At 60.1% G+C, this 21,930-nt stretch carries 22 protein-coding genes; 12 read left to right on the top strand and 10 right to left on the bottom strand.

The features are described 5' to 3' along the window. Nucleotides 1-748: chorismate-binding protein (locus D7X94_RS13630; RefSeq protein WP_243111318.1), on the bottom strand; the 748-nt coding region annotated here is incomplete at its 3' end. A 28-nt stretch (nucleotides 749-776) separates the two neighbouring features. Next, the gene (locus tag D7X94_RS13625; RefSeq protein WP_120428221.1) at nucleotides 777-968 is read right to left on the bottom strand and encodes a hypothetical protein; all 192 of its coding nucleotides are present in this window, start codon (nucleotides 966-968) and stop codon (nucleotides 777-779) included. Nucleotides 969-1,642: 674 nt separating this feature from the next. Between D7X94_RS13625 and D7X94_RS18215 the strand changes: the two genes are divergently transcribed. After that, a complete protein-coding gene (locus D7X94_RS18215; RefSeq protein WP_147401738.1) occupies nucleotides 1,643-1,963 on the top strand; it encodes a hypothetical protein in 321 nt (106 codons plus the stop codon). Here the strand turns inward: D7X94_RS18215 and trmB are convergent. After that, the gene (trmB, locus tag D7X94_RS13615) at nucleotides 1,960-2,634 is read right to left on the bottom strand and encodes a tRNA (guanosine(46)-N7)-methyltransferase TrmB (protein ID WP_120428219.1); all 675 of its coding nucleotides are present in this window, start codon (nucleotides 2,632-2,634) and stop codon (nucleotides 1,960-1,962) included. The genes D7X94_RS18215 and trmB overlap by 4 nt on opposite strands. Nucleotides 2,635-3,256: 622 nt before the next feature. Here trmB and D7X94_RS13610 point away from each other — a divergent pair. Further along, nucleotides 3,257-4,111, top strand: coding sequence for a patatin-like phospholipase family protein (locus tag D7X94_RS13610; protein ID WP_120428218.1), 855 nt, complete (start codon nucleotides 3,257-3,259; stop codon nucleotides 4,109-4,111). A 16-nt stretch (nucleotides 4,112-4,127) separates the two neighbouring features. Here D7X94_RS13610 and D7X94_RS13605 read toward each other — a convergent pair whose 3' ends face one another. After that, nucleotides 4,128-4,418, bottom strand: a complete 291-nt coding sequence (locus D7X94_RS13605) for a YlmC/YmxH family sporulation protein (RefSeq protein ID WP_199715118.1) — start codon at nucleotides 4,416-4,418, stop codon at nucleotides 4,128-4,130. 385 nt (nucleotides 4,419-4,803) lie between these two features. On the opposite strand from D7X94_RS13605, the gene D7X94_RS13600 reads away from it, so the two are divergent. Continuing rightward, nucleotides 4,804-5,340: an inorganic diphosphatase gene (locus D7X94_RS13600; protein WP_120428216.1), complete on the top strand. Its 537-nt coding sequence runs from the start codon at nucleotides 4,804-4,806 to the stop codon at nucleotides 5,338-5,340. A gap of 140 nt (nucleotides 5,341-5,480) precedes the next feature. Continuing rightward, nucleotides 5,481-6,326, top strand: a complete 846-nt coding sequence (locus D7X94_RS13595) for a hypothetical protein (RefSeq protein ID WP_120428215.1) — start codon at nucleotides 5,481-5,483, stop codon at nucleotides 6,324-6,326. Here D7X94_RS13595 and D7X94_RS13590 read toward each other — a convergent pair. Continuing rightward, nucleotides 6,321-7,202, bottom strand: coding sequence for a zf-HC2 domain-containing protein (locus D7X94_RS13590; protein ID WP_120428214.1), 882 nt, complete (start codon nucleotides 7,200-7,202; stop codon nucleotides 6,321-6,323). The genes D7X94_RS13595 and D7X94_RS13590 overlap by 6 nt on opposite strands. A gap of 36 nt (nucleotides 7,203-7,238) precedes the next feature. After that, the gene (locus D7X94_RS13585; protein WP_120428213.1) at nucleotides 7,239-7,724 is read right to left on the bottom strand and encodes an RNA polymerase sigma factor; all 486 of its coding nucleotides are present in this window, start codon (nucleotides 7,722-7,724) and stop codon (nucleotides 7,239-7,241) included. Between the two features lie 492 nt (nucleotides 7,725-8,216). Here D7X94_RS13585 and D7X94_RS13580 point away from each other — a divergent pair, with 492 nt between their 5' ends. Beyond that, entirely contained in the window at nucleotides 8,217-8,735 is a 519-nt protein-coding gene (locus D7X94_RS13580; RefSeq protein ID WP_120428212.1) for a hypothetical protein, read from the top strand. Between the two features lie 93 nt (nucleotides 8,736-8,828). Here the strand turns inward: D7X94_RS13580 and D7X94_RS13575 are convergent, their stop codons facing one another. Next, nucleotides 8,829-9,893: an SIS domain-containing protein gene (locus tag D7X94_RS13575; RefSeq protein WP_120428211.1), complete on the bottom strand. Its 1,065-nt coding sequence runs from the start codon at nucleotides 9,891-9,893 to the stop codon at nucleotides 8,829-8,831. 222 nt (nucleotides 9,894-10,115) lie between these two features. Continuing rightward, nucleotides 10,116-10,913: a fructoselysine 6-kinase gene (frlD, locus tag D7X94_RS13570; protein ID WP_120428210.1), complete on the bottom strand. Its 798-nt coding sequence runs from the start codon at nucleotides 10,911-10,913 to the stop codon at nucleotides 10,116-10,118. A gap of 516 nt (nucleotides 10,914-11,429) precedes the next feature. Here frlD and D7X94_RS13565 point away from each other — a divergent pair. From D7X94_RS13565 to D7X94_RS13535, 7 genes are all read left to right on the top strand, one after another. After that, nucleotides 11,430-12,698, top strand: coding sequence for a cation:proton antiporter (locus tag D7X94_RS13565; RefSeq protein WP_120428209.1), 1,269 nt, complete (start codon nucleotides 11,430-11,432; stop codon nucleotides 12,696-12,698). A gap of 9 nt (nucleotides 12,699-12,707) precedes the next feature. Next, complete coding sequence (locus tag D7X94_RS13560; RefSeq protein ID WP_120428208.1) at nucleotides 12,708-13,586, top strand: phosphotransferase; 879 nt, start codon at nucleotides 12,708-12,710, stop codon at nucleotides 13,584-13,586. Next, the gene (gene ilvD, locus D7X94_RS13555; protein WP_442857914.1) at nucleotides 13,583-15,307 is read left to right on the top strand and encodes a dihydroxy-acid dehydratase; all 1,725 of its coding nucleotides are present in this window, start codon (nucleotides 13,583-13,585) and stop codon (nucleotides 15,305-15,307) included. Before D7X94_RS13560 ends, ilvD begins: the two co-directional genes overlap by 4 nt. Nucleotides 15,308-15,441: 134 nt before the next feature. Then, nucleotides 15,442-15,936: a COG2426 family protein gene (locus D7X94_RS13550; RefSeq protein ID WP_120428206.1), complete on the top strand. Its 495-nt coding sequence runs from the start codon at nucleotides 15,442-15,444 to the stop codon at nucleotides 15,934-15,936. Next, a complete protein-coding gene (locus tag D7X94_RS13545; protein WP_158591030.1) occupies nucleotides 15,933-17,165 on the top strand; it encodes an NAD(P)/FAD-dependent oxidoreductase in 1,233 nt (410 codons plus the stop codon). Before D7X94_RS13550 ends, D7X94_RS13545 begins: the two co-directional genes overlap by 4 nt. Then, on the top strand, nucleotides 17,162-18,769 hold the full coding sequence (locus tag D7X94_RS13540) for an NAD(P)/FAD-dependent oxidoreductase (protein WP_120428204.1): 1,608 nt from the start codon (nucleotides 17,162-17,164) through the stop codon (nucleotides 18,767-18,769). Before D7X94_RS13545 ends, D7X94_RS13540 begins: the two co-directional genes overlap by 4 nt. A gap of 140 nt (nucleotides 18,770-18,909) precedes the next feature. Then, entirely contained in the window at nucleotides 18,910-19,554 is a 645-nt protein-coding gene (locus tag D7X94_RS13535) for a hypothetical protein (protein WP_120428203.1), read from the top strand. A gap of 729 nt (nucleotides 19,555-20,283) precedes the next feature. On the opposite strand, the gene D7X94_RS13530 is transcribed toward D7X94_RS13535, so the two are convergent. Both D7X94_RS13530 and D7X94_RS13525 read right to left on the bottom strand, forming a co-directional pair. Then, complete coding sequence (locus tag D7X94_RS13530) at nucleotides 20,284-20,691, bottom strand: bis(5'-nucleosyl)-tetraphosphatase (RefSeq protein WP_120428202.1); 408 nt, start codon at nucleotides 20,689-20,691, stop codon at nucleotides 20,284-20,286. A 194-nt stretch (nucleotides 20,692-20,885) separates the two neighbouring features. Further along, nucleotides 20,886-21,929 (bottom strand): aldose epimerase family protein, encoded by a 1,044-nt coding sequence (locus D7X94_RS13525; protein WP_120428201.1) that lies wholly within the window; start codon nucleotides 21,927-21,929, stop codon nucleotides 20,886-20,888. Nucleotide 21,930: the final 1 nt, after the last annotated feature.

The raw sequence follows: 21,930 nt of genomic DNA, 5'->3' as shown, positions 1-21,930 counted from the left end.
AGGTGTCCCTGTCCACCAAAAAGCAGTTCCAGGTGTTGAAGGGGCTGATGGGCCGGGAGGATGTGGACTCCGTCGCGCCAAACTTGCTGATTTTGCCCAGGCCGTTGCGGCCCAGGTCCACCAGCATGTTGTGCTCGGCCAGCTCCATGCTCTCGCTAGTGAAATAGAACCGGTAGGGGGAGGGGGTAGTGGAGCGCAACACCCGGTAGGCGTCCAGGAGACTGCCCTCAAACCCCGCCTCCAGCCGGTTGGACAGCACTACCTGGAAGATGTCCCCCTCCCGGATGTACGCCTTGCCCCGCTCCACCATCGCCTTGTAGGCGGGCAGGTCGAACAGGGGCGTCAGGGGAGTGGTCAGCCGTCCGGGACGGTGTTCCATCGGCCTGCCGTACTTGAGCAGCGCGGTTGTCTGTTCCAGCTGCCCGCAGGCGATGAGGTAGCTCTCGTCCAGGTTCTCAGCGTCCGCATTGGCGATGAGGATGATCTTCTGGTGGTAGTTGTCAAAGCAAATCACCTGCTCGAATAACATCAGGTCCGTGTCCTGGAACTGCTCCCTATCCTCCGCGTCCAGGTTCAGGGACGGCTCCGCATACTTCAGATAGTCATAGGCGAAATATCCGGTAAAGGGCGGCAGGCCGGGCTCTCGGGGGCTCTTGTGCTCCCGGAGAATCTGCCTGAGAACGGGGCCGGGATGTTCCACCCGCATCTCGGTTTCTCCTACTCGAAGGAGGCCGTCTTTGCAAGTTATCTCTAAGGTCGGGTCAAAACCCAGAAAGTTATAGCGGCCCCCAGCCCGCGCTGTCGGCGGCGGATTCCAGAAGGAAACAGTGGCGGCTTTGGGCCCGCAGCACCCGCAGAGCAGTGATGGGCGTGATGAAGTCGGATAGCAATTCCCGGCTTACAGGCATCCGGCGGTACTGACCGGATGCAGTCAGGGCACGGGCCTCTTTGAAGGTCAGATAGCACATGGAAATACCTCCTTTTGGGGGCGGACAAATACAAAAAGCCCGCCCTCGACATGAAATAGTCAAGGACGGGCGAATGATCGCTCGCGGTGCCACCTCGCTTCGCGGCCAAAGAGACAAGACCGCGCCCTTAGCGGAGTACCAACATACCCCCGGCAACTGACGTATACCCTCACGTCGCGGGGTACTCAAACTTGTTCGCCAGAACAACGTGGATTTTATTCCCCGAACAACATTCTTTGCCCGCGCCCTCAGCGGTCCATTTGCCGGCCTGTTTCCCACCCGATTCTCAGCATCGCGGGCTCTCTGTAGAGGCGTAACCGGTTTGATCTCCGCTCCAACGGTTTCTGGATGGAGTGTAGCACAATCAGTTACGGTTGTCAAGAGGGTTTGCAGGAATGGCTTATACAACTTGCATTTTACAGATGCTTTTGCCTACCTTTTTACAGCAGCTTAATAGGATTCTTACAGAAACTCAACATGGAGATTTTCACTCTCCGTTTTTTATCAATTATGAACTACTCGTACTCATTTTTGCTCTCACTTTCAGCTCGCCAAAAATCCTGCATCCCAGAATATAGCTGTCTTTATGTATCGCCGGTTCCATAGATTCCGTAGGTACATACCCGGCAAATAGCACGAACCTAGACAATAGCACGATTACCACAAACATAGAAGTGGCGGTCGTTGTAATAGCCGTCATAGCTGTTCTCAACAAACGGCTCGATTTTTTAGGCTTTTTAGGGCGAGCCTTGGGTTTTGCAGTCTTATTCTTCCGCCTTTTCTCCTTGGCGGGTGTTTTCATGCCAATCTTCGGCAAGGAATTCCCACATTCCGGGCAAAAAGATACGCCGCTGTCTAGGAGGGCATTTCGGTTCGGCGCTGCGTCACGCCAACGGAAGGGATGCGAAATTTTTATCCTGGTCAGCTGGGGGCGCTTTACGCCCAGCTTGGCAGAGTTTCGTAAAGCAAAACGCATGACGCACGGCGAAACCTAGCCTAATTCTTTCTCCATTCCCAGCGCCATGTGCCGCGCCCGCAAGGCTTTGATCTGGATCCCCTGGGCGCTGAACATGAGCTCGTGCTCGGTGAGGATGTTCTCCGGGTCGTTCTCCCCGTGGAGGTCCCTGGTATCGTAAAAGATCTCAAACCCCGCCTCGCCCAGATACCGCTTGGTGGCCAGGTACAGATCATCGTTGTCCGTCTTGAACCAGATCTCCCCGCCGGGGGCCAGCAGAGGCTTGTACTGGAGGAGCTGGCGGGTGTGGGTCAGGCGGCGCTTGTGGCAGCCTGCGGCGGGCCAGGGGTTGCAGAAGTTGATATAGAGCCGGTCCGCCTCGCCGGGGGCGAAGAGCTCCGGCAGGCGCTCAATATTATAGTAGCACAGCAGCACGTTGTCCGGCTCCCTCTCCCCGAACGCCGCCTGTATATTCCGCCGCCCTACGCCCAGAATATCATAGCTGATGTCAATGCCCACGAAATTCACGTCCGGCCTGTTGCGGGCGGCTTCCGCCAGAAACACGCATTTCCCGCACCCCAGGTCCAGGTGCAGGGGGCGCTTCTCCCCGAATCCCTCCTGCCAGCGGCCCTTTTGCCCCGCCGGATCTTCGATGTAGTAGCCGCAGGCGGCCAGCTCCGGCCGGGCCCAGGCCTTCTTCCGTATGCGCATGGCACGTCCCTCCTTTTAAGACCTTGAGGACGCCGTCCCCAAACCCCTGCAACCTTTGAAAAGGTTGACGAAACTTTTACCCACTCCTCACTTCGTTCGTCGTGAACGTTTAATGGTTTTCGCATAGCCACGACACATTGCGCGGTCCAGGGGCGTTAGGCCCCTGGTAGGGTTTGGGGCAACGCCCCAAGGTCTTGACCTTAAACACCTGAGAAGCGCAATTTTTGCGGGGTGAATTGGCGGACGAAGTCCGCCAAGAGGGGTGCTTTTTGCAAGAATAAAAAGCACCCCTGGAAGCCGGAACCAGCCAGCTGTGAGCGTTTCGCACCCAGCCCGGCGAGTTTTCCGCAGGAAAACGGAAAGATAAACCGAGCTGCGCGAGTGTTTATCTTTTTGTCACTACCGCGAAACCCAGCTTACTCCTCGAACACACTAGGCGCGGTGTGCCAGCTTCGCGGGCTGAGAGCCAGCCGGGCGCATTCCGCCTGGGGCGCGTCCCAAAAAATGTGATATATAGGTATTATAGCAACAGGGCGGGAGAAAATCAACGGGGAAGGCTTGAAAGTTTTTATTCTATGGTGTAAAATGAATCTGTAAAACTGACGGAAAGGACAGTGGTCTTTTGGATAAAATTGCTTTGGCCCTGGAGGGGGGCTCTCTGCGGTGCCTGTTTTCGGCGGGCGTCACCGACCTTTTGATGGAGGAAGGCTTCTCCTGGGAGGGGGTGTTCGGGGTGTCCGCCGGGGCCCTCACCGGGGTGAACATTGTCTCCGGTCAGCCGGGGCGCACCGCGAAGGTGAACCTCAGCTTTGTAAACGATCCCCGGTATATGGGCCTGCGCAGCCTGATCCGCCACCGGAGCATCTTCAACTTCGACTTTCTCTTCGGGGAGGTCAGCGACGTGCTCCTCCCCTTGGACCGGGAGGCGTTTCAGAGCTCTCCCTGCCAATATACCGCCGTGGCTACCAGCTGCCTCACCGGTGAAGCCCGCTACTATGAAAAGAGCGGCGTGGATGACATCTACCCGGCCATTCGGGCCAGTGCCAGCCTGCCCCTTCTCTCCCCCATGGTGGATGTGGAGGGCGAGCCCTGCCTGGACGGGGGCCTGTCCGTCTCCGTGCCCTACCGGCGGCCTCTGGACGAGGGCTATAGCAAGGTGGTGGTGGTCACCACCAGGGAGCACGGCTACCGGAAAGCGCCGGTCTCCCGCCCGGCCGCACGGCTCTACGCCCGGGTCTACCGCAGGTATCCCCAGCTGGTGCGGGCCATTCTCAACGTGCCCCGGCACTATAACGCCGAGATGGACGAGATCGACCGGCTGGAGGCGGAGGGGAAGCTCTTTGTGATCCGCCCGCTGGAGCCGGTGACGGTGAGCCGGACGGAGAAGGACGTGGAGAAGCTCCAAGCCCTGTACGACCACGGACGGGAGGCCTGCCAGCTGGCCATGCCCAGGCTTCGGGCCTACCTGGGCCGCTGACCGCCCCCGCGCGTCGCTATCCCGCCAGCTTTCTCCACAGCCTTGCAAGCAGGCTCTCGCTCTGGGGCGGCGCGGGGCATTTCACCAGCACAATGTCCCCGCCGATCATCTCAATGTCCCTCCAGGGAATCACCGTGTCCGGGTCCCGGCCCAAAAGCCCGAAGAGCCGCGCCCGGCCGTAAACCACCAGGGCCACCACGGCGGCGGCGCCCGTGTCCACCTCCAGGTCGCACACAAAGCCCAGCCGCCCGCCGTCCTTGACGCTGATCACCTCCTTGCTCCGCAGGTCCTCCATTCTGCAGGTCATTGTCATCCCTCCATGGTTAAGTGCGTGTTTTTTTGAGTATTGGAGTATTGGAAGGCCTCCGGGGGCAAAGAAACGCCCCCTACGGCAAGGTCGTGGGGTTTCGGTCTCACCTGCCGGTTCGGTCGGTGCTTGACGGTCCCCACTGGGGACCAGCACCCCCGCACGACGACCAGCTTAAGACCAGCTGGACCGGTCAATGTTGTTAACTGTAGCATTCCAAGCTAACCAGGGTAAAAGTTTCGTCAACCTTTTCAAAGGTTGCGAGGTGTGGAGCATAGCTCCACGACCTTGCCGTAGCCGCCGGTCTGTGGCGGCGGAGGCCACACAGTATTACTCAAACATATTCCCCTCAAGGAAAAAATATACCAAGAAAGAAGGCATCCCTATGAACATCTGGCACGACATCTCTCCCAAGCGCATCAAGTCCGATGACTTCTACGCGGTGATCGAGATCTCCAAAGGCAGCAAGTCCAAGTACGAGATGGACAAGGAAACCGGCCTGCTGCGCCTGGACCGGGTCCTCTACACCTCCACCCACTACCCGGCCAACTACGGCTTCATCCCCCGTACCTACGCCAACGACGGCGACCCCCTGGACGTGCTGGTGCTCTGCTCCGAAAACATCATCCCTATGTCCCTGGTGCGGTGCTACCCCATCGGGGTGATCATCATGGACGACAGCGGCGCGGAGGACGAGAAGATCATCGCCATCCCCTTCGATGACCCCACCTACAACAGCTATAAGAGCATCTCCCAGCTGCCTATGCATATTTTCGAGGAGATGCGCCATTTCTTCAAGGTCTACAAGCAGCTGGAGAGCGACAAGAGCACCGAGATCAGCGAGGCCCGGGGGCCGGATGACGCCAAGGCTGTAATCGATGCCTGCCTAGACCGGTACTTAAACGACTTCTGCAAGGCCTAAAAATTCTTAAACGTGCAAAAGCGACCCATTCCCAAAAAGGAACGCGCCGCTTTTTTTATATTATTTCCGTCTTTGTGAAACCTTCGGGCACCTTCGACGACTTATCTCTTAGAAGGACAATTTGAAAGGAGCGAAGATCCATGAAACAAATCCTACCGGCCTTTCTGGCCCTTCTCCTGGTCCTTTGCGTACTGGGAGCCTGCGGGGAAAACAGCCTCCCCTCTTCCAAGAACGCCCCCGGCCAGGGAAGCCTTTCTAACGTCGCCGAAACGCCCGAGCCCACCGAACCCGCCGGGGAGGAGTCCTCCGCAGGCCAAGAAGTTTCCGACCAGTCCGCCGACGGCGTTTGGGAGGAAATGATCCTCATCGAAGTGAGGGAAACGGGCCTCACCGCCGTGGCGGAGGAATACGGCTCCCTGCTCACCTTCGGGACGCCGGAGAGCATCGCCTTCGAGCCCGGCCTGGAGGACGAGCTGAAGCCGGGCATGACCGTCTCCGTCCACTATGACGGCGCCGTCCTGGAGACCTACCCCGGGCAGATCCACGCGGACGCCCTCCAGGTCACCGGCTGGGACGACGGGCTGATCGCCCTGTACCTGGATGTGCTGGAAGATCTCTACGGCGAAGATGACGACGGCCTCAACGACAACTGCAGATACTTCGGCTTCGACCTCTCCGGCCCGGAGGAGCTCTCCCAGAAGGAGCTGGAGGCCATCGGCTGGGTGTTCGCCTCCGCCCACCAGTGCGAACCCCTGTATGGCACCATCCGGGAGCTGGGGGACCAGGGCTACATCAACATGGAGGAACTCTATTGGAAGGACGGCGTGCATTTTGAGCTGAAAACCGCCGACGTGACCGAAACCAGCTTCACCCTGGACGTGACCAAGTGGAGGAGCGGCCTGGGGGCCATCGGCTACCGGCTGAACGTGGAGAAGCGGGACGGCCTGTGGACCGCCGGAGAGGCGGGCATGGGCTGGGAGTCATAGACCTTCCCTGTCCCACAGGAGCACCCCCCGCTCCAGGAGAAGCCTCTTGCGCTCGGACTCCCCCTTCCGGTCCTCCTCCGTCACAGTGGGGAAATACTCCGCCGTCCCCTCCGAGAAGTGAGACAGCTCCTCCGGGTAGCGCAGGATTTTGCTGAAGTCCTCCCGGTCTGGGAAAAAGTACACCCGGTCAGCCAGCTTCTCCGGCCCGTCCACGTCCACCGGCACCCGGAACACGATCTTCTCCCGGCTGCGGTCCGGCTCCCGCCCGGTCAGCCGCTGAATCCGGGAGAACAGGTAGTTCCACCGGGAGATGGGGAAGCAACAGAGCATGACCTCCTCCTCGCCGCCGTCCCCGTCCACGTCGCACCAGACCCGGGAAAAGGTGAGGCCTCCATACTCATCAATGGGAAAGTCGTCCCGGTAGCGGTCCCGCAGGGTAAAGACGATCTCCCGGGAGATGCCGTCCGGGTAGACGCCCTCTCCCGCCTCCCGCTCCTGGTACTCCGCGCTTTCGATCAGGTCCGCCGGCAGGGGAACGGAGGTCATGTTCAGCCAGAAGCCGGCCCCCACGCACCACCCGGCCGCCAGGACCGCCGCCAGCACCCAGATCAGCGCCGTGCGCCATTTCATGCTCCGCCGCACCTTTTTCAGCGATTTCCCCAGGGGGCCCGGCGCGCTTCCTGGGGTTTCTTTTATGGGGGGAACCTGCGCCCCCTGGGCCAGGACCCGGTCCGATTCCAGCTGCGCCCGGTAGGCCTCCGCGCAGGGCTCGCACTCCCGCAGGTGCTCCTCCACCGCGGCGGCGGACTCCTCCGAGCACACCCCGTCGTGATACAGGGGCATCAGGTCCTTGATCAGCTTGCATGGGTATTTCATTTTGTTCTCCTTTCCGAAGGGCTGTGGACGCAGACCCTAATACCCCTTCTCGTCCAGCCGTTCCTTCAGCTTCATTTTTGCCCGGTGGTAGGTGACCCTGGCCCAGCTCTCGCTCTTGCCGAAGAGCCCGGCGATCTGCCCGAAATTCAGCTCCCCGAACACCCGCAGCCAGAATACCTCCCGGTAGGGCTCTTCCAGGGCGTGGAGCTCCCGGTGGGCGGCCAGGGCGGTCTCCCGGTCGGCGAAGCGGTCCTCGAAAGCGGCGGGGTCCGGCCAGCTCTCCTCCGGGGCCGGGGCGGACCGGCGGCGCTTTTCCAGCAGGCTATAGTAGGTATTCTTGGCGATCTGGCAGAGCCAGACCCGCAGCTGGCACTCCCCCCGAAAGCCGTCGATTTTCTTCAGGGCCTTGAAGAAGGCCTCCTGGGTGACCTCCTCCGCCAGGGCCGGGTCGTGGGAGAGCCGGAGGGCATAGCTATAGACCACGTCGAAATATTCCGCGTAGACCTCATCGAACTTGGGCACGGGATCACCTCCTTTCTCGACAATATGACGGGGAAAAGCTCGAAACGTTACAAAATCCGGAAATTTTTGGGGCAAGGTCGTGGGGCTGTCTCGCCTGCCGGCTCGGTCGGTTCGCAGCGTTGTCTGCAATACTTGGCTTTGCCAAGTATCCGGCAGAACGCTCACCCCCACACCCCGCAAGGGGCCTAGACGCCTGAGAAGCGCAATTTTTGCGGGTGTGAATAACAGTTAATCTTCGTTTCACTCGATTAACTGTCCGAGTTTTGCAAAGCAAAACTCTTAAGAGGGGGCGGAGAGTTCATCTCGTGTAACGAGATGAAACTCTTTTGCAACTGAATAAAAAGCTCCCCTGGATGAAGAATGTGCCAGCTGCGTGCGCCCGAAGGCCTTCCAACACTTCAAAAAAATTGACGCCCTCTCGGCCTCAAAAATCATAGACAAATGTTTTTTCTTATGGTATAATAAATATATATAGAAAAGGGAGCTTTGTGGATGAAAAAGAGAAAATGGCTCATCGGAGGTGTCTGCGCCCTGGCACTGGTGCTGGCAGTGTTTCTCCTTATAGCGAATTTCTGGATGGAGACGGTGGAATTCCAATGCACCATGGTAACCGACAGCGGGCGGGAGCCCATAAAGGCCACCCTCACCTATAACCTGGGCGCGGATTGGCTCGTTCCCATCCACTTGGGCCAGTGGTATCACGCCGCCAATATACGGGGCACGCTGACCGGCACGGCGGGAAATGAGAGGAAATTCCAGTATGAGCTTTTCGACACGCTGGAGCATCAGGCAAAGGACCCGGCGTCCCCTCTCTGGCCCTACTGTCTGGTGTGGGGATCGGATCCGGCGGGCGGGCCGCTTCTCTTCTGCTTATTCCGGAAGGACAGCGGGGAAATCCTCTTCGTCACGAAGGAAATGGCGGTTTTTGCCGCTGGCAGCGAGCTCAAGGGCCTGATGGACGAAATCAATGGGTCCTCTGAATGGCGGAAGTGGAGGGAACAGCTGGAATAATATAGTTAATCACAAAAGAAATCCCCCGGGGGAGCCTGGGGGATTTCTTTCTGTGGGAACAAAGCCATAGGCCGCCCGAGCACCTGGGCCGGTTCAATAATCGAACTGCCGGTAATACCGCCGGATGGACAGAGGATGCCGCAGGAAAAGCTCCAGATAGGCGTCCACCCGGTTGTTTATTGCATGCATCATCAGATGGGACACACTGCCCCGAAACTCCGGCGAAACGCTGGGCAAGGGCAGCTCTTTGGTGTCTATCACAGTGTAATTCCCGCAGACTCTTGGCAAAAACCGCGCCACCCGCTCCGCCAGGGGCCGCTGCTCGTCCTCTCCCATGAACAGCGTGACCGGCGTGTCCGCCGTAATGATTTCCTGCATTCCATGGAAAAACTCCCCGCAGGAAATGGACTTGGTGCGTATCCAAAGCTGTTCCTCCCAGTAGCACATGGCATAGGAGTAGGCGGCCCCCCACTGATTTCCCGCCCCAATGAAATAGTGGGGCAAGTCCGGATGGGCCTTGAGAAACGCCGCCTTGCTCTTCGCGTATTCATAGGCCCAGCCGTCGGCCGCTTTTTCGATCTCCACCAGCCCCTGGGCCAGAGAGGCCTCCATCTCCTGATTATAGCGGCCGTACTGGGGAAACTCGCCGTTTTTATACATCAGATAGTGGGCCGTCATGTAGAATTTCAGCTGCTCATTTTTGGGATACACCACCAGATAATCCCACTGACCCGGCTGGGTGAGAGCCGAACCGGGAGTATCGATGAACGCCAACACTCGGGCTCCCTTCGCCTTGACTTTCTTTACCATGTCCACCATCTCCGGCGTATTGCCGGACACACTGGAATAAATGACGATAGAACGCTCTGTCAGACGGCGGTTGCCCGTGGTAAGATACTCCGCGGCGTTTTCCGCAAAGACATCCAGCCCGGAGCGCCCGCGCATATAGACCTCGGCCTGCATGGCGGAGGCATAGGTGCCGCCGATGCCCATAAAAAAGATTCGGTCAAAGCCCTCGTCCCAGATCCGGTCGATGATCTCCTCAATCTGGGGCCGCAAAGCCAACGCGCCGTTTACGCTGTCCAAATCCCCCTGTTCGTCAAAACGGCGCAGGCAAGGGCCTTGGGGTTCAGTCCAGGCAGCCGGTGTATATTCCATGCTTTCCACTCCTTTTTACGTTGATTTTAGACAGCGCCGCGCAAAAATTGTACGCGCGCTTTTAAGAAGCTGTACCGATAGGATTTGTGTTATAGTAAACACACTTGAAAATCGGTATATACCCATTTTCAAGCTGGGCGGCTGAGGAGGTCACGGCCTCCCCGCCTGGTTCAAAAGAGGTACTCTACCTCTAGGTATCTTACCTCTTTTGAACTGCGTTAACTATAACCAGGCGCCGAAATAGCCCAGGGTTTCCGTGGCGGCCGCAGCCCCCATCTCCATGGCTTTTTCGATGGACGCCCCGGCGGTGATGCCCGCGAGGAACCCGGCGATATAGCTGTCCCCCGCCCCCATGGAATCCACCACCCGGGCGCAGGGGACAATGCCGAAGGGGTGGAAATCCGTGCCGTCAAAGCAGAGGCTGCCCCGCTCCCCAAGCATGGCCGTCACCAGCCTGGGGCCCTGGGCGTGATAGCGCCGGAGCTGGCTGCGCAAGGCCGGGGTATCGCCGGACTCAGAGGAAAAGAAAAAATAGTCGGTATAAGGGAGAGCCCTCTGGGCGGCAGGGTCGTCCGGACGGACCGCCCCATCGAAAGCGGTGGGAAGCCCCCGAGAGCGGAACTCTGGGAAAAAGCCCTCTACCTTGCCCCATAAATCACAGACCACAATGTCGTGGGCGCAGATAAAATCCACATCCTCCGGAGAGAGGGTGTAGCGCGCCAGAACGCCCTCGTCGTAATCCCCGAAAATGCGTTCGCCATCCCGGATCTCTACCTGGGAAACCGCCGTGGCCCCGGGAAGCACATGCAGGTGGGACACATCCACGCCTTTGGCGGCCATGGACTCCCGCAGGAGAGCGCCGTAGGAATCGTCCCCCACTGGGCCTATATAAGAGGACGTTCCCCCCAGCCGCAGCGTATAGACCGCCATATTCACAGGCCCTCCCCCTGGGCAGGGCAGGCCGCCCCGCAGGTTCTGGTAATAATCCACGCAGTTGCTGCCAATCGCCGCTAAATTCATCTCTTACCGCCTCCTGAGCCGCCTGGCTTGAAAATTGGTATTTATCCCAGTTTTCAAGCTCGTTTACGATTATATATATTGTAGCAAAACGCGAAAAGCAAGTCAACACTCCCCCGCGTCTTTTAGAGCAGGGCGGCTCCCAGGCTTCTCGAAAAATCACGCGCATTATATTAAGAGGGCATACGCCGGTTGACAAATCCTTCATTTACGAGTAAGATAGGTAAGGCTTTTTGTTTAGAGTTTGTTTTAAGAAGCTGTACCGATAGGATTTGTGTTATAGTAAACATACTTTCTGAGAGACAAGTGGCTGCGCACACGATCTCTCAAAAAGTATACGATTTTCGAGCAAATGCAGTGGGGAGAAGCAATCTGACGATTGGTAAGTTTTCACAACGTCGTTTCCCGGCTGAATTTGCCGGAAAGGGGAATACAAACGCCTATTGGTACGGCTTCTAAAAAGGCCGGTTTCAAGTGAATCAACTATATCATGTTTTCTGGAAAAAAGAGGGGAATTTTATGATCGTACTTCTGTGCATTTCTATCGCGCTGGTGGCGGGGCTTATGATGACCCGCCTGTTCAAGCGCTTCCATCTGCCCGACGTCACCTCCTACCTGATCGCGGGGGTCCTGCTGGGCCCCTGCCTCATTGGTCGGCTGGGACTCCCCGGCGTCGGCTTTGCCTCTTTTGAGTTGGTGGACACCCTGCAGCCCATCTGTGACGTGGCCCTGGGCTTCATCGCCTTTGCCATCGGTAGCGAGTTCCGCCTGTCCTCCCTGCGCAGCACCGGCCGCGCCGCCGTCATCGTGGGCATCTTCCAGGCCCTCACCGCCACTCTGGCCGTGGACGCCGCCCTGCTCCTCCTGCATCTCTTCCTGGGGGACAAGCTGCCCGTCTCCGCCGCAGTGACCCTGGGGGCCATCGCCGCCGCCACCGCTCCCGCCGCCACTCTGATGGTGGTCCGCCAGTACAAGGCCAAGGGGCCCGTCACGGACATCCTGCTGCCTGTGGTGGCCCTGGACGACGCCGTGGGCCTGGTGATCTTCGCCATCTCCTTCGGCGCGGCCCAGGCCATGGAGTCCAACAGCGCCAACATCGCCTCCATCGCCGTGGAGCCCCTGCTGGAGATCGTCCTCTCCCTGATTCTGGGCGCTCTGTTGGGCTGGGTGCTCACCTTTATGGAGCGTTGGTTCCTCTCCAACCGCAACCGCGTTGCCATGATCGCCGGGTTTGTGGTGCTGGCCGTAGCCCTGTCCATGCTCTCTTTTGAGGTGGGGGGCTTCCACGTGAAGTTCTCTTCCCTGCTGGTGTGCATGATGATGGGCACAGTTTTCTGCAATACCTGCCCCAACTCCGAGGACCTGATGGGCCGGGCGGACAAATGGTCCGCGCCCCTGCTCACCCTGTTCTTCGTGCTCAGCGGCGCGGAGCTCCACCTAGACGTGTTCACCGATCTGGCGGTGGTGGGCATCGGCGTGGTGTACATCCTGGCCCGGTCCCTGGGCAAGTACTTCGGGTCCCTGGCCAGCAGCCGGGCCGCCCACTGCTCCCCGGAGATCCAGAAATACCTGGGCATCACCCTGCTGCCCCAGGCCGGCGTGGCTCTAGGGATGGCCTCTCAGGTGGGCGCTCTGGGGGAGATCGGCTCCACCATCCGCAGCATTGTGCTCTTCGGCGTGCTGGTCTATGAGCTGGTGGGCCCCACCCTCACCAAGATGGCCCTCACCGCCGCCGGGGATATCAAGCCCAAGGGGCCCAAGGCCGTCACCGCCGCCACCAAGGCATAGGAGGGCTCTATGGATCCGCTTCTGGCCGAGCTCAAAGAGATGGGCGTCGCTTGCGGGGAGCTGCGCCCCATCCGCTCCAAGGACGGCGTCACCGTGGTCCAGGTGACGGATTCCCAGGGAAAGCGCTGGGTTCTGAAGCACTTTGAGGAGCCGGGCTTTCGCCGGGAAATCCAGCGCTACCGGCTGCTGGGGGAGCTGGGCGTGCCCACCCTCCGGCTCATGGGGGCCACCGCAGCCTCTCTCCTCCTGGAGGATCTGGAGGAGAGCCCCGCCCTGCGCCTGGGGGTTCCGGAGGATCTGGAGGACCCGGCTGTTGCCCGGCTGCTGGCCCGATGGTATACGCGCCTGCATCAGGCGGGCCGGGAGTACCTGCACCGCTGCCCGGACGCGGCCCTTTACAACGAGGCCGCCTGCCTGACCCCGGAGGCCCTGGCCCTGGTTCAAGAGCGGACCGGCTCCGGGGGGCTGCCCATCTGGTCCCGCCTGAAGAGCGCCCTGCCCGCCGTGCTCTCGGCCCTGAAGGCCCTCTCCCCCACCCTGGTGTACAATGACTTCTACTACACCAATCTGGCCGTGGCCCGGGACGGCTCCTCCGCCCTGATGTACGACTACAACCTTATGGGCCGGGGGTACGCCTACGGGGACGTGCGGAATGTGTGCGCCTCCCTGGGCCCGGAGGCCGGGCGGGCCTTTCTGGAGGAATACGGCCCTGTGGACCCCTGGGAGCGGCGGGTGGATCAGGTGGTCTCCCCCCTGGTCACCCTCATCCACGCCTGCCGGAGGGAGAGTTTTCCCGCCTGGGCCCGGCCCAGCCTGGAGGAGATGGAATCCAGCTACCCCCAGGTATTCACCCGATTTCTCAAGGATTTGGAGGAAAGATCATGTTGAAAAGCCAAGAAGTGCGGAAGATCGCCCCGGAAATGGACCCCCTGCGCATGGGCATGGGCTGGACCGTGGAGGACCTGGAAAAGCCCCAGGTCCTGGTGGAGAGCACCTACGGCCAGAGCCACCCCGGCAGCGCCCATCTGCTGGAGCTCTCCCAGAAGGCCGCGGCGGAGATCGACAAAAACGGCTGCAAGGCCGCCCAGTACTTCGCCACGGATATCTGCGACGGCATGTCCCAGGGCCACGACGGCGGGAACTACTCCCTGGTCTCCCGGGACACCATCGCCAACCTCATCGAGATCCACGCCAAGGCCACCACCTTCGACGCGGGGGTGTTCATCTCCAGCTGCGACAAATCCGTGCCCGCCCAGCTGATGGCCATCGGCCGCATCGATATGCCCTCCATTGTGGTCACTGGCGGGGTGATGGCTGCGGGTCCGGACTTGCTCACCCTGGAGCAGATCGGCATGTATAGCGCCATGGCCCAGCGGGGGGAGATCACCGAGGAGCAGTTCACCTACTACAAACACCACGCCTGCCCCTCCTGCGGGGCCTGCTCCTTCATGGGGACCGCCTCCACCATGCAGATCATGGCCGAGGCCCTGGGGCTGATGCTCCCCGGCACGGCCCTGCTCCTCGCCACCTCCCCGGAGCTCCCGGAAACCGCCGTGCTGGCGGGACGCCGGGCCGCCCAGATGGCCCGGGAGGGCCTGACCGCCCGGCAGATGGTGACCGACAAGAGCTTCGAGAACGCGGTGATGGTCCACGCGGCTATCTCCGGCTCCACCAACACCCTGCTCCACCTGCCCGCCATTGCCAGGGAGTTCGGCATCGAGCTGGACGGGGACTCCTTCGACCGGATCCACCGGGGGGCCCGGTATCTTCTGGACGTGCGCCCGGCGGGCCGCTGGCCGGGAGAATTCTTCAGCTACGCGGGGGGCGTGCCCCGGGTGATGGAGGAGATCAAGTCCATGCTCCATCTGGACGCCATGACCGTCACCGGGAAAACCCTGGGGGAAAACCTGGAGGACCTGAAGGCCTCCGGCTACTATGCCCGCCGGGAGGCCCAGCTGGAACAGTTCGGGCTCACCCGCAGGGACGTGATCCGGGAGTTCGCCTCCCCCATCGGCAGCGACGGCACCGTGGCGGTGCTCAAGGGCAATCTGGCCCCCCAGGGCGCCGTGGTGAAGCACAGCGCCGTTCCCAAGGAGATGCATCAGGCCGTGCTTCACGCCCAACCCTTCGACCGGGAGGAGGACGCCATCGCCGCCATTCTCCACGGGGAGATCCGCCCCGGCGACGCGGTGATCATCCGCTACGAGGGGCCCAGGGGCAGCGGTATGCCGGAGATGTTCTACACCACGGAGGCCATCTCCTCCGACCCGGCCCTCTCCGCCTCCATCGCCCTGATCACAGACGGCCGCTTCTCCGGCGCCAGCAAGGGCCCCGCCATCGGGCATGTCTCTCCGGAGGCCGCCGCGGGAGGCCCCATCGCCCTGGTGGAGGAGGGGGATCTCATTGAGGTGGACATTCCCGGCCGGGTGCTGCGGATCTGCGGCATCGCCGGGGAGCCCCGCACGCCGGAGGAGATCGACGGGATCCTGGCCCGGCGGCGGGAAAACTGGCGGGAAAAAGCGCCCCGGTACGAGACCGGAGCGCTGGGGCTTTTCACCAGAAACGCCGCGCCTCCTATGCTGGGCGGCTATATGGACTATATTGAATGAAAGAAATTCCATAGGAGTCAATCGAGTATAAAAGTGTAGCTTCCGGCGGCTGAGGTTTCACCCTGGCCGCCAGAGGCCAGAATGTCCACTCCCCCCAAAATATACTTTTCATTACAAAAAAGGAAGTCAAAATTATGGAGCATATTGTCGAAGTCCTCGTCCAATTTTTCAGCCAGACCATTCCCGCCGAGCTCACCGTGTTTCTCCTGTCCCTCATGCCCATCATCGAGCTTCGAGGCGGCATTCTGGCCTCCAAGCTCCTGGACCTGCAGATGCTTCCCGCCTTTTTCATCTGTCTTGTGGGCACCCTGATCCCCACCCCCTTCATCCTGCTGTTCATCAACAAAATCTTCAGCTGGATGCGCAACACCCGCTTTGTGAAGCTGGTGGACCGCATGGAGGCCAAGGGCCGCAGCAAGTTCGACAAGATCAACCGGTATAAAACGCTGGGGCTGCTGATCTTCGTGGCCATCCCCCTGCCTGGCACCGGCGCGTGGACTGGCTCCCTAGCGGCGGCGCTGATGAAGATGGACTTCAAGTCCGCCATGCTCTCCGTGGCCTTAGGCACCCTGACGGCGGATATCATCATGTGCGTGGTGTCTTACGGCCTGCTGGGGTTGGTCCTGTGAGAGGGCTGGGCGCGGCTGTTGTGGGGGCCGGAGCCTCCGGGCTGGCGGCGGCTCTGGGCGCGGCGGGGGTTCCCGGCGGTATCCTGGCGCTGGAGGGTAATGGGAAGCCCGGCAGAAAGCTGCTAGCCACCGGCAACGGCCGGTGCAACCTAACCAACGAATCCATTGCCATGGATCATTACCACGGGGATGTCCGCTCCGCCGCACCATTTTTAAACGCCTGGCCGGCCGCCCGTGTGCGGCGGGCCTTTCTGCGTCTGGGTCTGCTCACCCGGGCAGACGCCGAGGGCCGGGTCTACCCCCACAGCCTCCAGGCGGCGGCAGTGGCGGAGGCCCTTCTCTCCGCCTGCCGGGAACAGGGCGTCTCCCTGGAGTGCGGCCGCCCGGTGGAGCGCATTCTCCCGGTGAAGGGCGGCTTCCTGGTGAAAAGCGCCGGTGGGGAGCGCTTTGCCCGGCGGTGCGTCCTGGCCTGCGGGGGCAAGGCCTCGCCCAAGCATTCCACCGGCTCCGGCTATGGGCTGGCCCGGTCCCTGGGTCACACGGTCACCCCCCTCTCCCCCTCCCTCACAGGGCTCCAAGCGCCGAAAAAGTTCACCCGGCCCCTCAAGGGGATCCGGTGCCGGGCCCGGGTGGCGCTCTTCCAAAAGGGCCGGGAGCTCTGCGCCGAGAGCGGCGAGGTGATCTTCGGGGACGGCTCGGTCTCCGGCATCTGCGTGATGAACCTATCCGCCCGGCTGCGGGAGCTGGGCGCGGAGGGCCTGGAGCTGCGCCTGGACCTTCTGGAGCAGTTCAGCCGGGAGGAGCTGCGCGGGTATCTCCAGGCCCTGGCAGAGGCCCATCCAGGCCGTCCGGCAGGAGAGCTCTTCTCCGGCGCGCTGAACCTGCGGCTGGGCTGGGAGCTGGTTCATTGGATGGGATGGGACCCGGATCGCCCCCTGGTCCGGCTGAGTCCCCAAGAGCTGGACCGGGCCGCCGGCTGGGCGAAGGCCGTTCCCATCCCGGTTTCGGGCCCCCTTAGCTGGGAGCAGGCCCAGTGTACCGCCGGGGGCGTGCCTCTGGAAGAGGTGGACCTGGAAACCATGGAATCTCGGATCTGTCCGGGGCTGTACCTCACTGGGGAACTGCTGGACCTGGACGGAGACTGTGGGGGCTATAACCTCCACTGGGCCTGGGCCACCGGGTTCACGGCGGGGCTGGCCATTCAGAAGGAATGGGAGGCGAAAGCATGATCCGAGTGAATGGGCTGCGGCTGGAGCTGGGCTTCACCCAGGAGGACCTGCGGTCCGCCGCCGCCAGAAAGCTGAAGCTGCCGGAGAGCGCCCTCACTCAGGTCGCCCTGGCGAAAAAATCCGTGGACGCCCGGAAAAAGGACCGGGTGCATTTCGTCTGCGCGGCGGAGGTCCAGGTGGACGGGGACGAGGCCCGGCTTGTCTCCCGGGCCCGGAGCGGGGACGTGCTGCCCGCAAAGCCCTACCGCTACCAGCCGCCCCAGTTTCCGCCCCTTTGCCAGCGCCCGGTGGTGGTGGGCTTCGGGCCGGCGGGGATGTTCGCCGGGCTGATTCTGGCTCAGTGCGGCCAGCGGCCCATCATCCTGGAGCGGGGCCTGCCGGTGGAGGAGCGGGCCAAAAAGGTCCGGGAGTTCTGGGAGCACAGGCGGCTGGACCCGGAGTGCAACGTGCAGTTCGGCGAGGGAGGGGCCGGGGCCTTTTCCGACGGCAAGCTCACCACAGGCACCGCCGACGGCCGGATCCGCAAGGTGCTGGAGGAGCTGGTCTCCGCCGGAGCGCCCCCGGAAATCCTCACCGACGGCAAGCCCCACATTGGCACAGACCGGCTTCCCAGCGTGGTAGCCAAGATCCGGGAGCAGATCATTGCCCTGGGCGGGGAGGTGCGCTTCTCCACCCGGCTCACCGGTCTGCGCGCGGCCAACGGCCAGGTCACCGGGATCCAGGCGGAAACACCCTCCGGCCGAGAGGAGATTCCCTGCCACCAGGTGATTCTGGCCGTGGGCCACAGCGCCCGGGACGTGTTCCAGTATCTGCTGGATCTGGGCCTGCCTATGGCCCCTAAGGCCTTCTCCGTGGGGGTGCGCATCGAGCAGCCGGCGGCAGTGATCGACCGGGCCCAGTACGGGGCCTTCGCGGGGCATCCCGCTCTGGGGGCGGCAGACTACAAGCTCAGCTGCCGCCTGGAAAACGGCCGGGGGGTCTACACCTTCTGCATGTGCCCGGGGGGCACGGTGACGGGCGCGGCCTCGGAGCCCGGGGGCGTGGTCACCAATGGCATGAGCCCCTGGGCACGGGACGGCGTGAACAGCAACGCAGCTCTGCTGGTGGGGGTGGGCCCGGAGGACTTCGGCGGGGAGGGCCCCCTGGCAGGGGTGGAGTTCCAGCGGCGGATCGAGGGGGCGGCTTTTTCTTATGGGGGAGGCGGCTTTTTGGCTCCCGCCCAGCGGGTGGCGGATTTTCTGGCGGGAAGGCCCTCCGTTGGCTTTGGCGGCGTACTGCCTACCTACCAGCCCGGCGTGGCCCCTGGTGACGTCTCCCAGTGCCTGCCCGGCTTTGTGAGCGAATCCCTGCGCCGGGCCCTGCCTGTTCTGGGGCGGCAGCTCCAGGGCTTCGACGGCGGGGACGGCGTGCTCACCGCGCCGGAAACCCGAAGCTCCTCCCCGGTGCGGCTGCTCCGGGACGAGACCATGCAGTCGCCGGGACTCCGGGGACTGTACCCCTGCGGGGAGGGCGCGGGTTACGCCGGGGGGATCGTCTCCGCCGCGGTGGACGGGATCCGGGTCGCGGAAATGCTTGCAATGGTGAAAAATAGCCAAAAAACATGAAATAATCGCGCCAAATCTCTATTGGCATGGATATGCATATATGATATGATACATATCATAGAAAGCAAATAATAGATAGAAAGGAGGGAAACGTTTACAAAATGCTTTCTGGTAAAAAATTCTGAAAGGAAGTGACTCTGTTGAAAAAGATTCTTGTGGCTCTTACGGCGGCACTGTTTGCGGTGCTTCTGACTATGACAGCTTCTGCTGCTTCTGATAGCGGGGAAACAGAAGCAGCGCGTCAGCAGATGAATGAAGCGCAGATAGAAATTGTCGAAAAAATGCAGCGATTGGATATAAGCAGTCTTGATTATGACACCCAGGCGGAGATCATTCGGCAGACTTTTTTGCAGAAAGGGCTGACTGAGGCCGAAAATGGAATAGAAGCGCAATCTGTTAAGGTAAATCCTGAAGTTCGGAGTCTGGCTTATTCGAATGCTGATCTGGCCACGCCAGAAATGAAAGAGAAGATTCTGAATGCCCGTAAGGAAATAATTTATAGCTACAGCTGGAGCAACGATTTGGCAAAAGGCGTGTGTGTGGGCTATAGTGTTAATCTCGCTGATCAGACCTTTCAGATAGAACCCAAATTCAGTGAGCTGTTCCCTGGATGGGAGGTTCCTTCTGATTCGGCATACGAGAATTATGATGAAACAGAAGTATCTGAAAATGAGATGCCCAAGCTGTCAACTCCGAGCATTGAGAGCGCTTCGTGTGCGGCGGAGATGCTGAAAAGCGGTCTGTCTGCCGCGAATACAGTGATGACATTGGTCTATTATAGTTAACGCAGTCCAAAAGAGGCATTCTGCCTCTTTTGGACTGCGTTAACTATATGATGTAAGAACTTTGTGCAAGCGCTTTTTATACGGCTGGTCTTTCTCATGTAAATGTTGGGTTTGCTGATGCAGCTACAAATCAAAGTATTTCATATAAGAACAATTGTGCTGTGAATGTGTATGCGTTTGTAACAGTTACACCTTATTTTTCTCGAATAGCTGTTAGAGCCAGTACATTTGATACTCCAGGCTACGCCAATATGAAAATAGTGAGAACTGCATAAAAGGATACGAAGGGGGATAACCTCTCCCTTATTCTTGAATATGGACTGGCTTTCTGTTGAAGCCCCTCCATAACCCGGATCTCCCGCCGAAGCCAGGGAACATATCCTCCGGGCCGCAATCCACCGGTTCGCGTCCAGGGCTTCTCTCAGCATAGGCCAGAACGGAATGAAATGCTCCACCGCCGTGGTGGACGGCATCCACTGCGCAGAGGCCCTGGCCAATCAGCCGGCCTTATCGTAAAAAGCAAAGCAATCCCCCTGAGGAGTAGGCGCTTTTCAGGGGGATTGCTTTGCTTTTGTGGAATAATACTGTGCGGACTCCGACGGCAGGTGACACGGCCTAGCCCCTGGCAAGGCGTGGGAGAGTTCACAAAGCATATTTTGCTTTACTTGGTGCGGTGTGCCGTTCCCCCATACCGTATCACTATCAAAAAGTATAAGTTAACTCTGTTCGCTATCTTTCATAGTAAGCGATGAACTCCCGCAATACGGTCCTGTCGTTCTCAAAGGTCACCAGCTCCAAAGCCTCTCCAAACGTGGCCCAGCGGGCCTCCAGGACCTCCTCTTCTTGACGTTTCAACGTTCCGCCGGTGGGCTTGGCCCCGAAATAGACTACGTCTTTCATCACCTGGGGCTTGGGGGAAAAGGTCACCGTCTGTCGGAAGCCTGTGTCCATCTTTACTTTAAGCCCCGTTTCCTCCCGGATCTCCCGAAGAGCAGTTTCCTCCTCGCTCTCCCCCTTTTCCACATGCCCCTTGGGAAAGGCCCAGTGCCCGCCGTTCTGGTGGCGGATTACCAATACCCGGGGGAAGTCGCCGTCCTCCCGGCAGATAACGGCCCCACAGGATTTTTCCAAATTCATAGATTTTCCTCCCATAATCAAACAACTTCAGAAGCACCAAATATATAAATTGCTCGATTTTTATACATCAGGGTTGGCTCGCACCTACAGGCAGGCCAACCAAAACTTGAAAATACTGGTCTCCAGTTGATTGCCGAATAACGTCAGAAAGGAGGCTCAGGCAAGTTTTCTGCCAAAAGCCTCCTTCTTTCCTCTCATTTTGCGGAGAATTGGTAGGCCGTCCGGCTCTCAAACTCCACATCCTTTTCCAAGTAGCCTCCGGGGAAATTCTCATGGTGGACCGTATCCGGGTAGAACTGCGTCTCCAGGCAGAAGGCGGAATGGGGCTTCATCGGCTGGCCGTCTGTGCCTAAAACACCCTGGGGCGCACGGTTAAAGGTGTAGAGCTGCACGCCGGGCATGTCCGTAAATACCTCCATAACCCGGCCACTGTCCGGGTCGCAGGCCTCGGCAATCTTCCGGTAGCCGCTGCCCTCTGTGCAAAAATTATGATCAAAGCCGCCACACAGCTGAATCAAATGATCCTTGGCGAACATATCCTGCCCCAAAGGCTTTGGGCTGCGGAAATCCAAAGGGCTCCCCTCCACATGAACCAGCTCGCCGGTGGGGATCAAATCATCGGAAACCGCAGTCACCCTCTGCGCATTGATGGTGAGTATGGTTCCCAGGATATCCTTTCCTGGATCTCCGGAAAGATTGAAGAAGCTGTGATTTGTGGGGTTAAAGGGCGTCTTTTTGTCACTCTTCGCCCGGTAGCAGATCTCCAGAGCTCCCTCCTGGGTGAGGGTATAGGTGACACTGACGCTCAAGTTCCCGGGAAAGCCCTCCTCACCATCGGGGCTCTCCAAGGTAAATGTGATTTCCGGCTCGGCACCGTCCTGGAAGCCCGCCTGCCACAGAGCCTGATGGAATCCCCCAGGCCCGCCGTGGAGGGAGTTCTCCCCATCGTTCTTCACCAAAATGTACTCCTGGCCGTCCAGGGTGAACCGGGCCCCTCCAATGCGGTTGCCAAAGCGGCCCACAGCAGTGCCGTGGAAATCGACGCCCAGATACTCCTCTAGGGTCCGGTGGCCCAGCACCACATTCCCGGGTTTGCCATCTCGGTCGTTTACCCACAGTTCCAGAATGCGGCATCCATAGTCTGTGACAACCGCTTTCATTCCCTCCCGGACCAGGGTATAGGCCTTTGCCTCCCGTCCATCGGGCAATATTCCAAAATGTCTGACTTCGATACCCATA

The organism is Acutalibacter sp. 1XD8-33 (assembly GCF_003612555.1).
In the GTDB taxonomy this organism is placed as follows: Bacteria; Bacillota; Clostridia; order Oscillospirales; family Acutalibacteraceae; genus Acutalibacter.
Note: the sequence above shows the minus strand (reverse complement) of the source record. Positions and strands in the feature narration are given on the sequence as shown.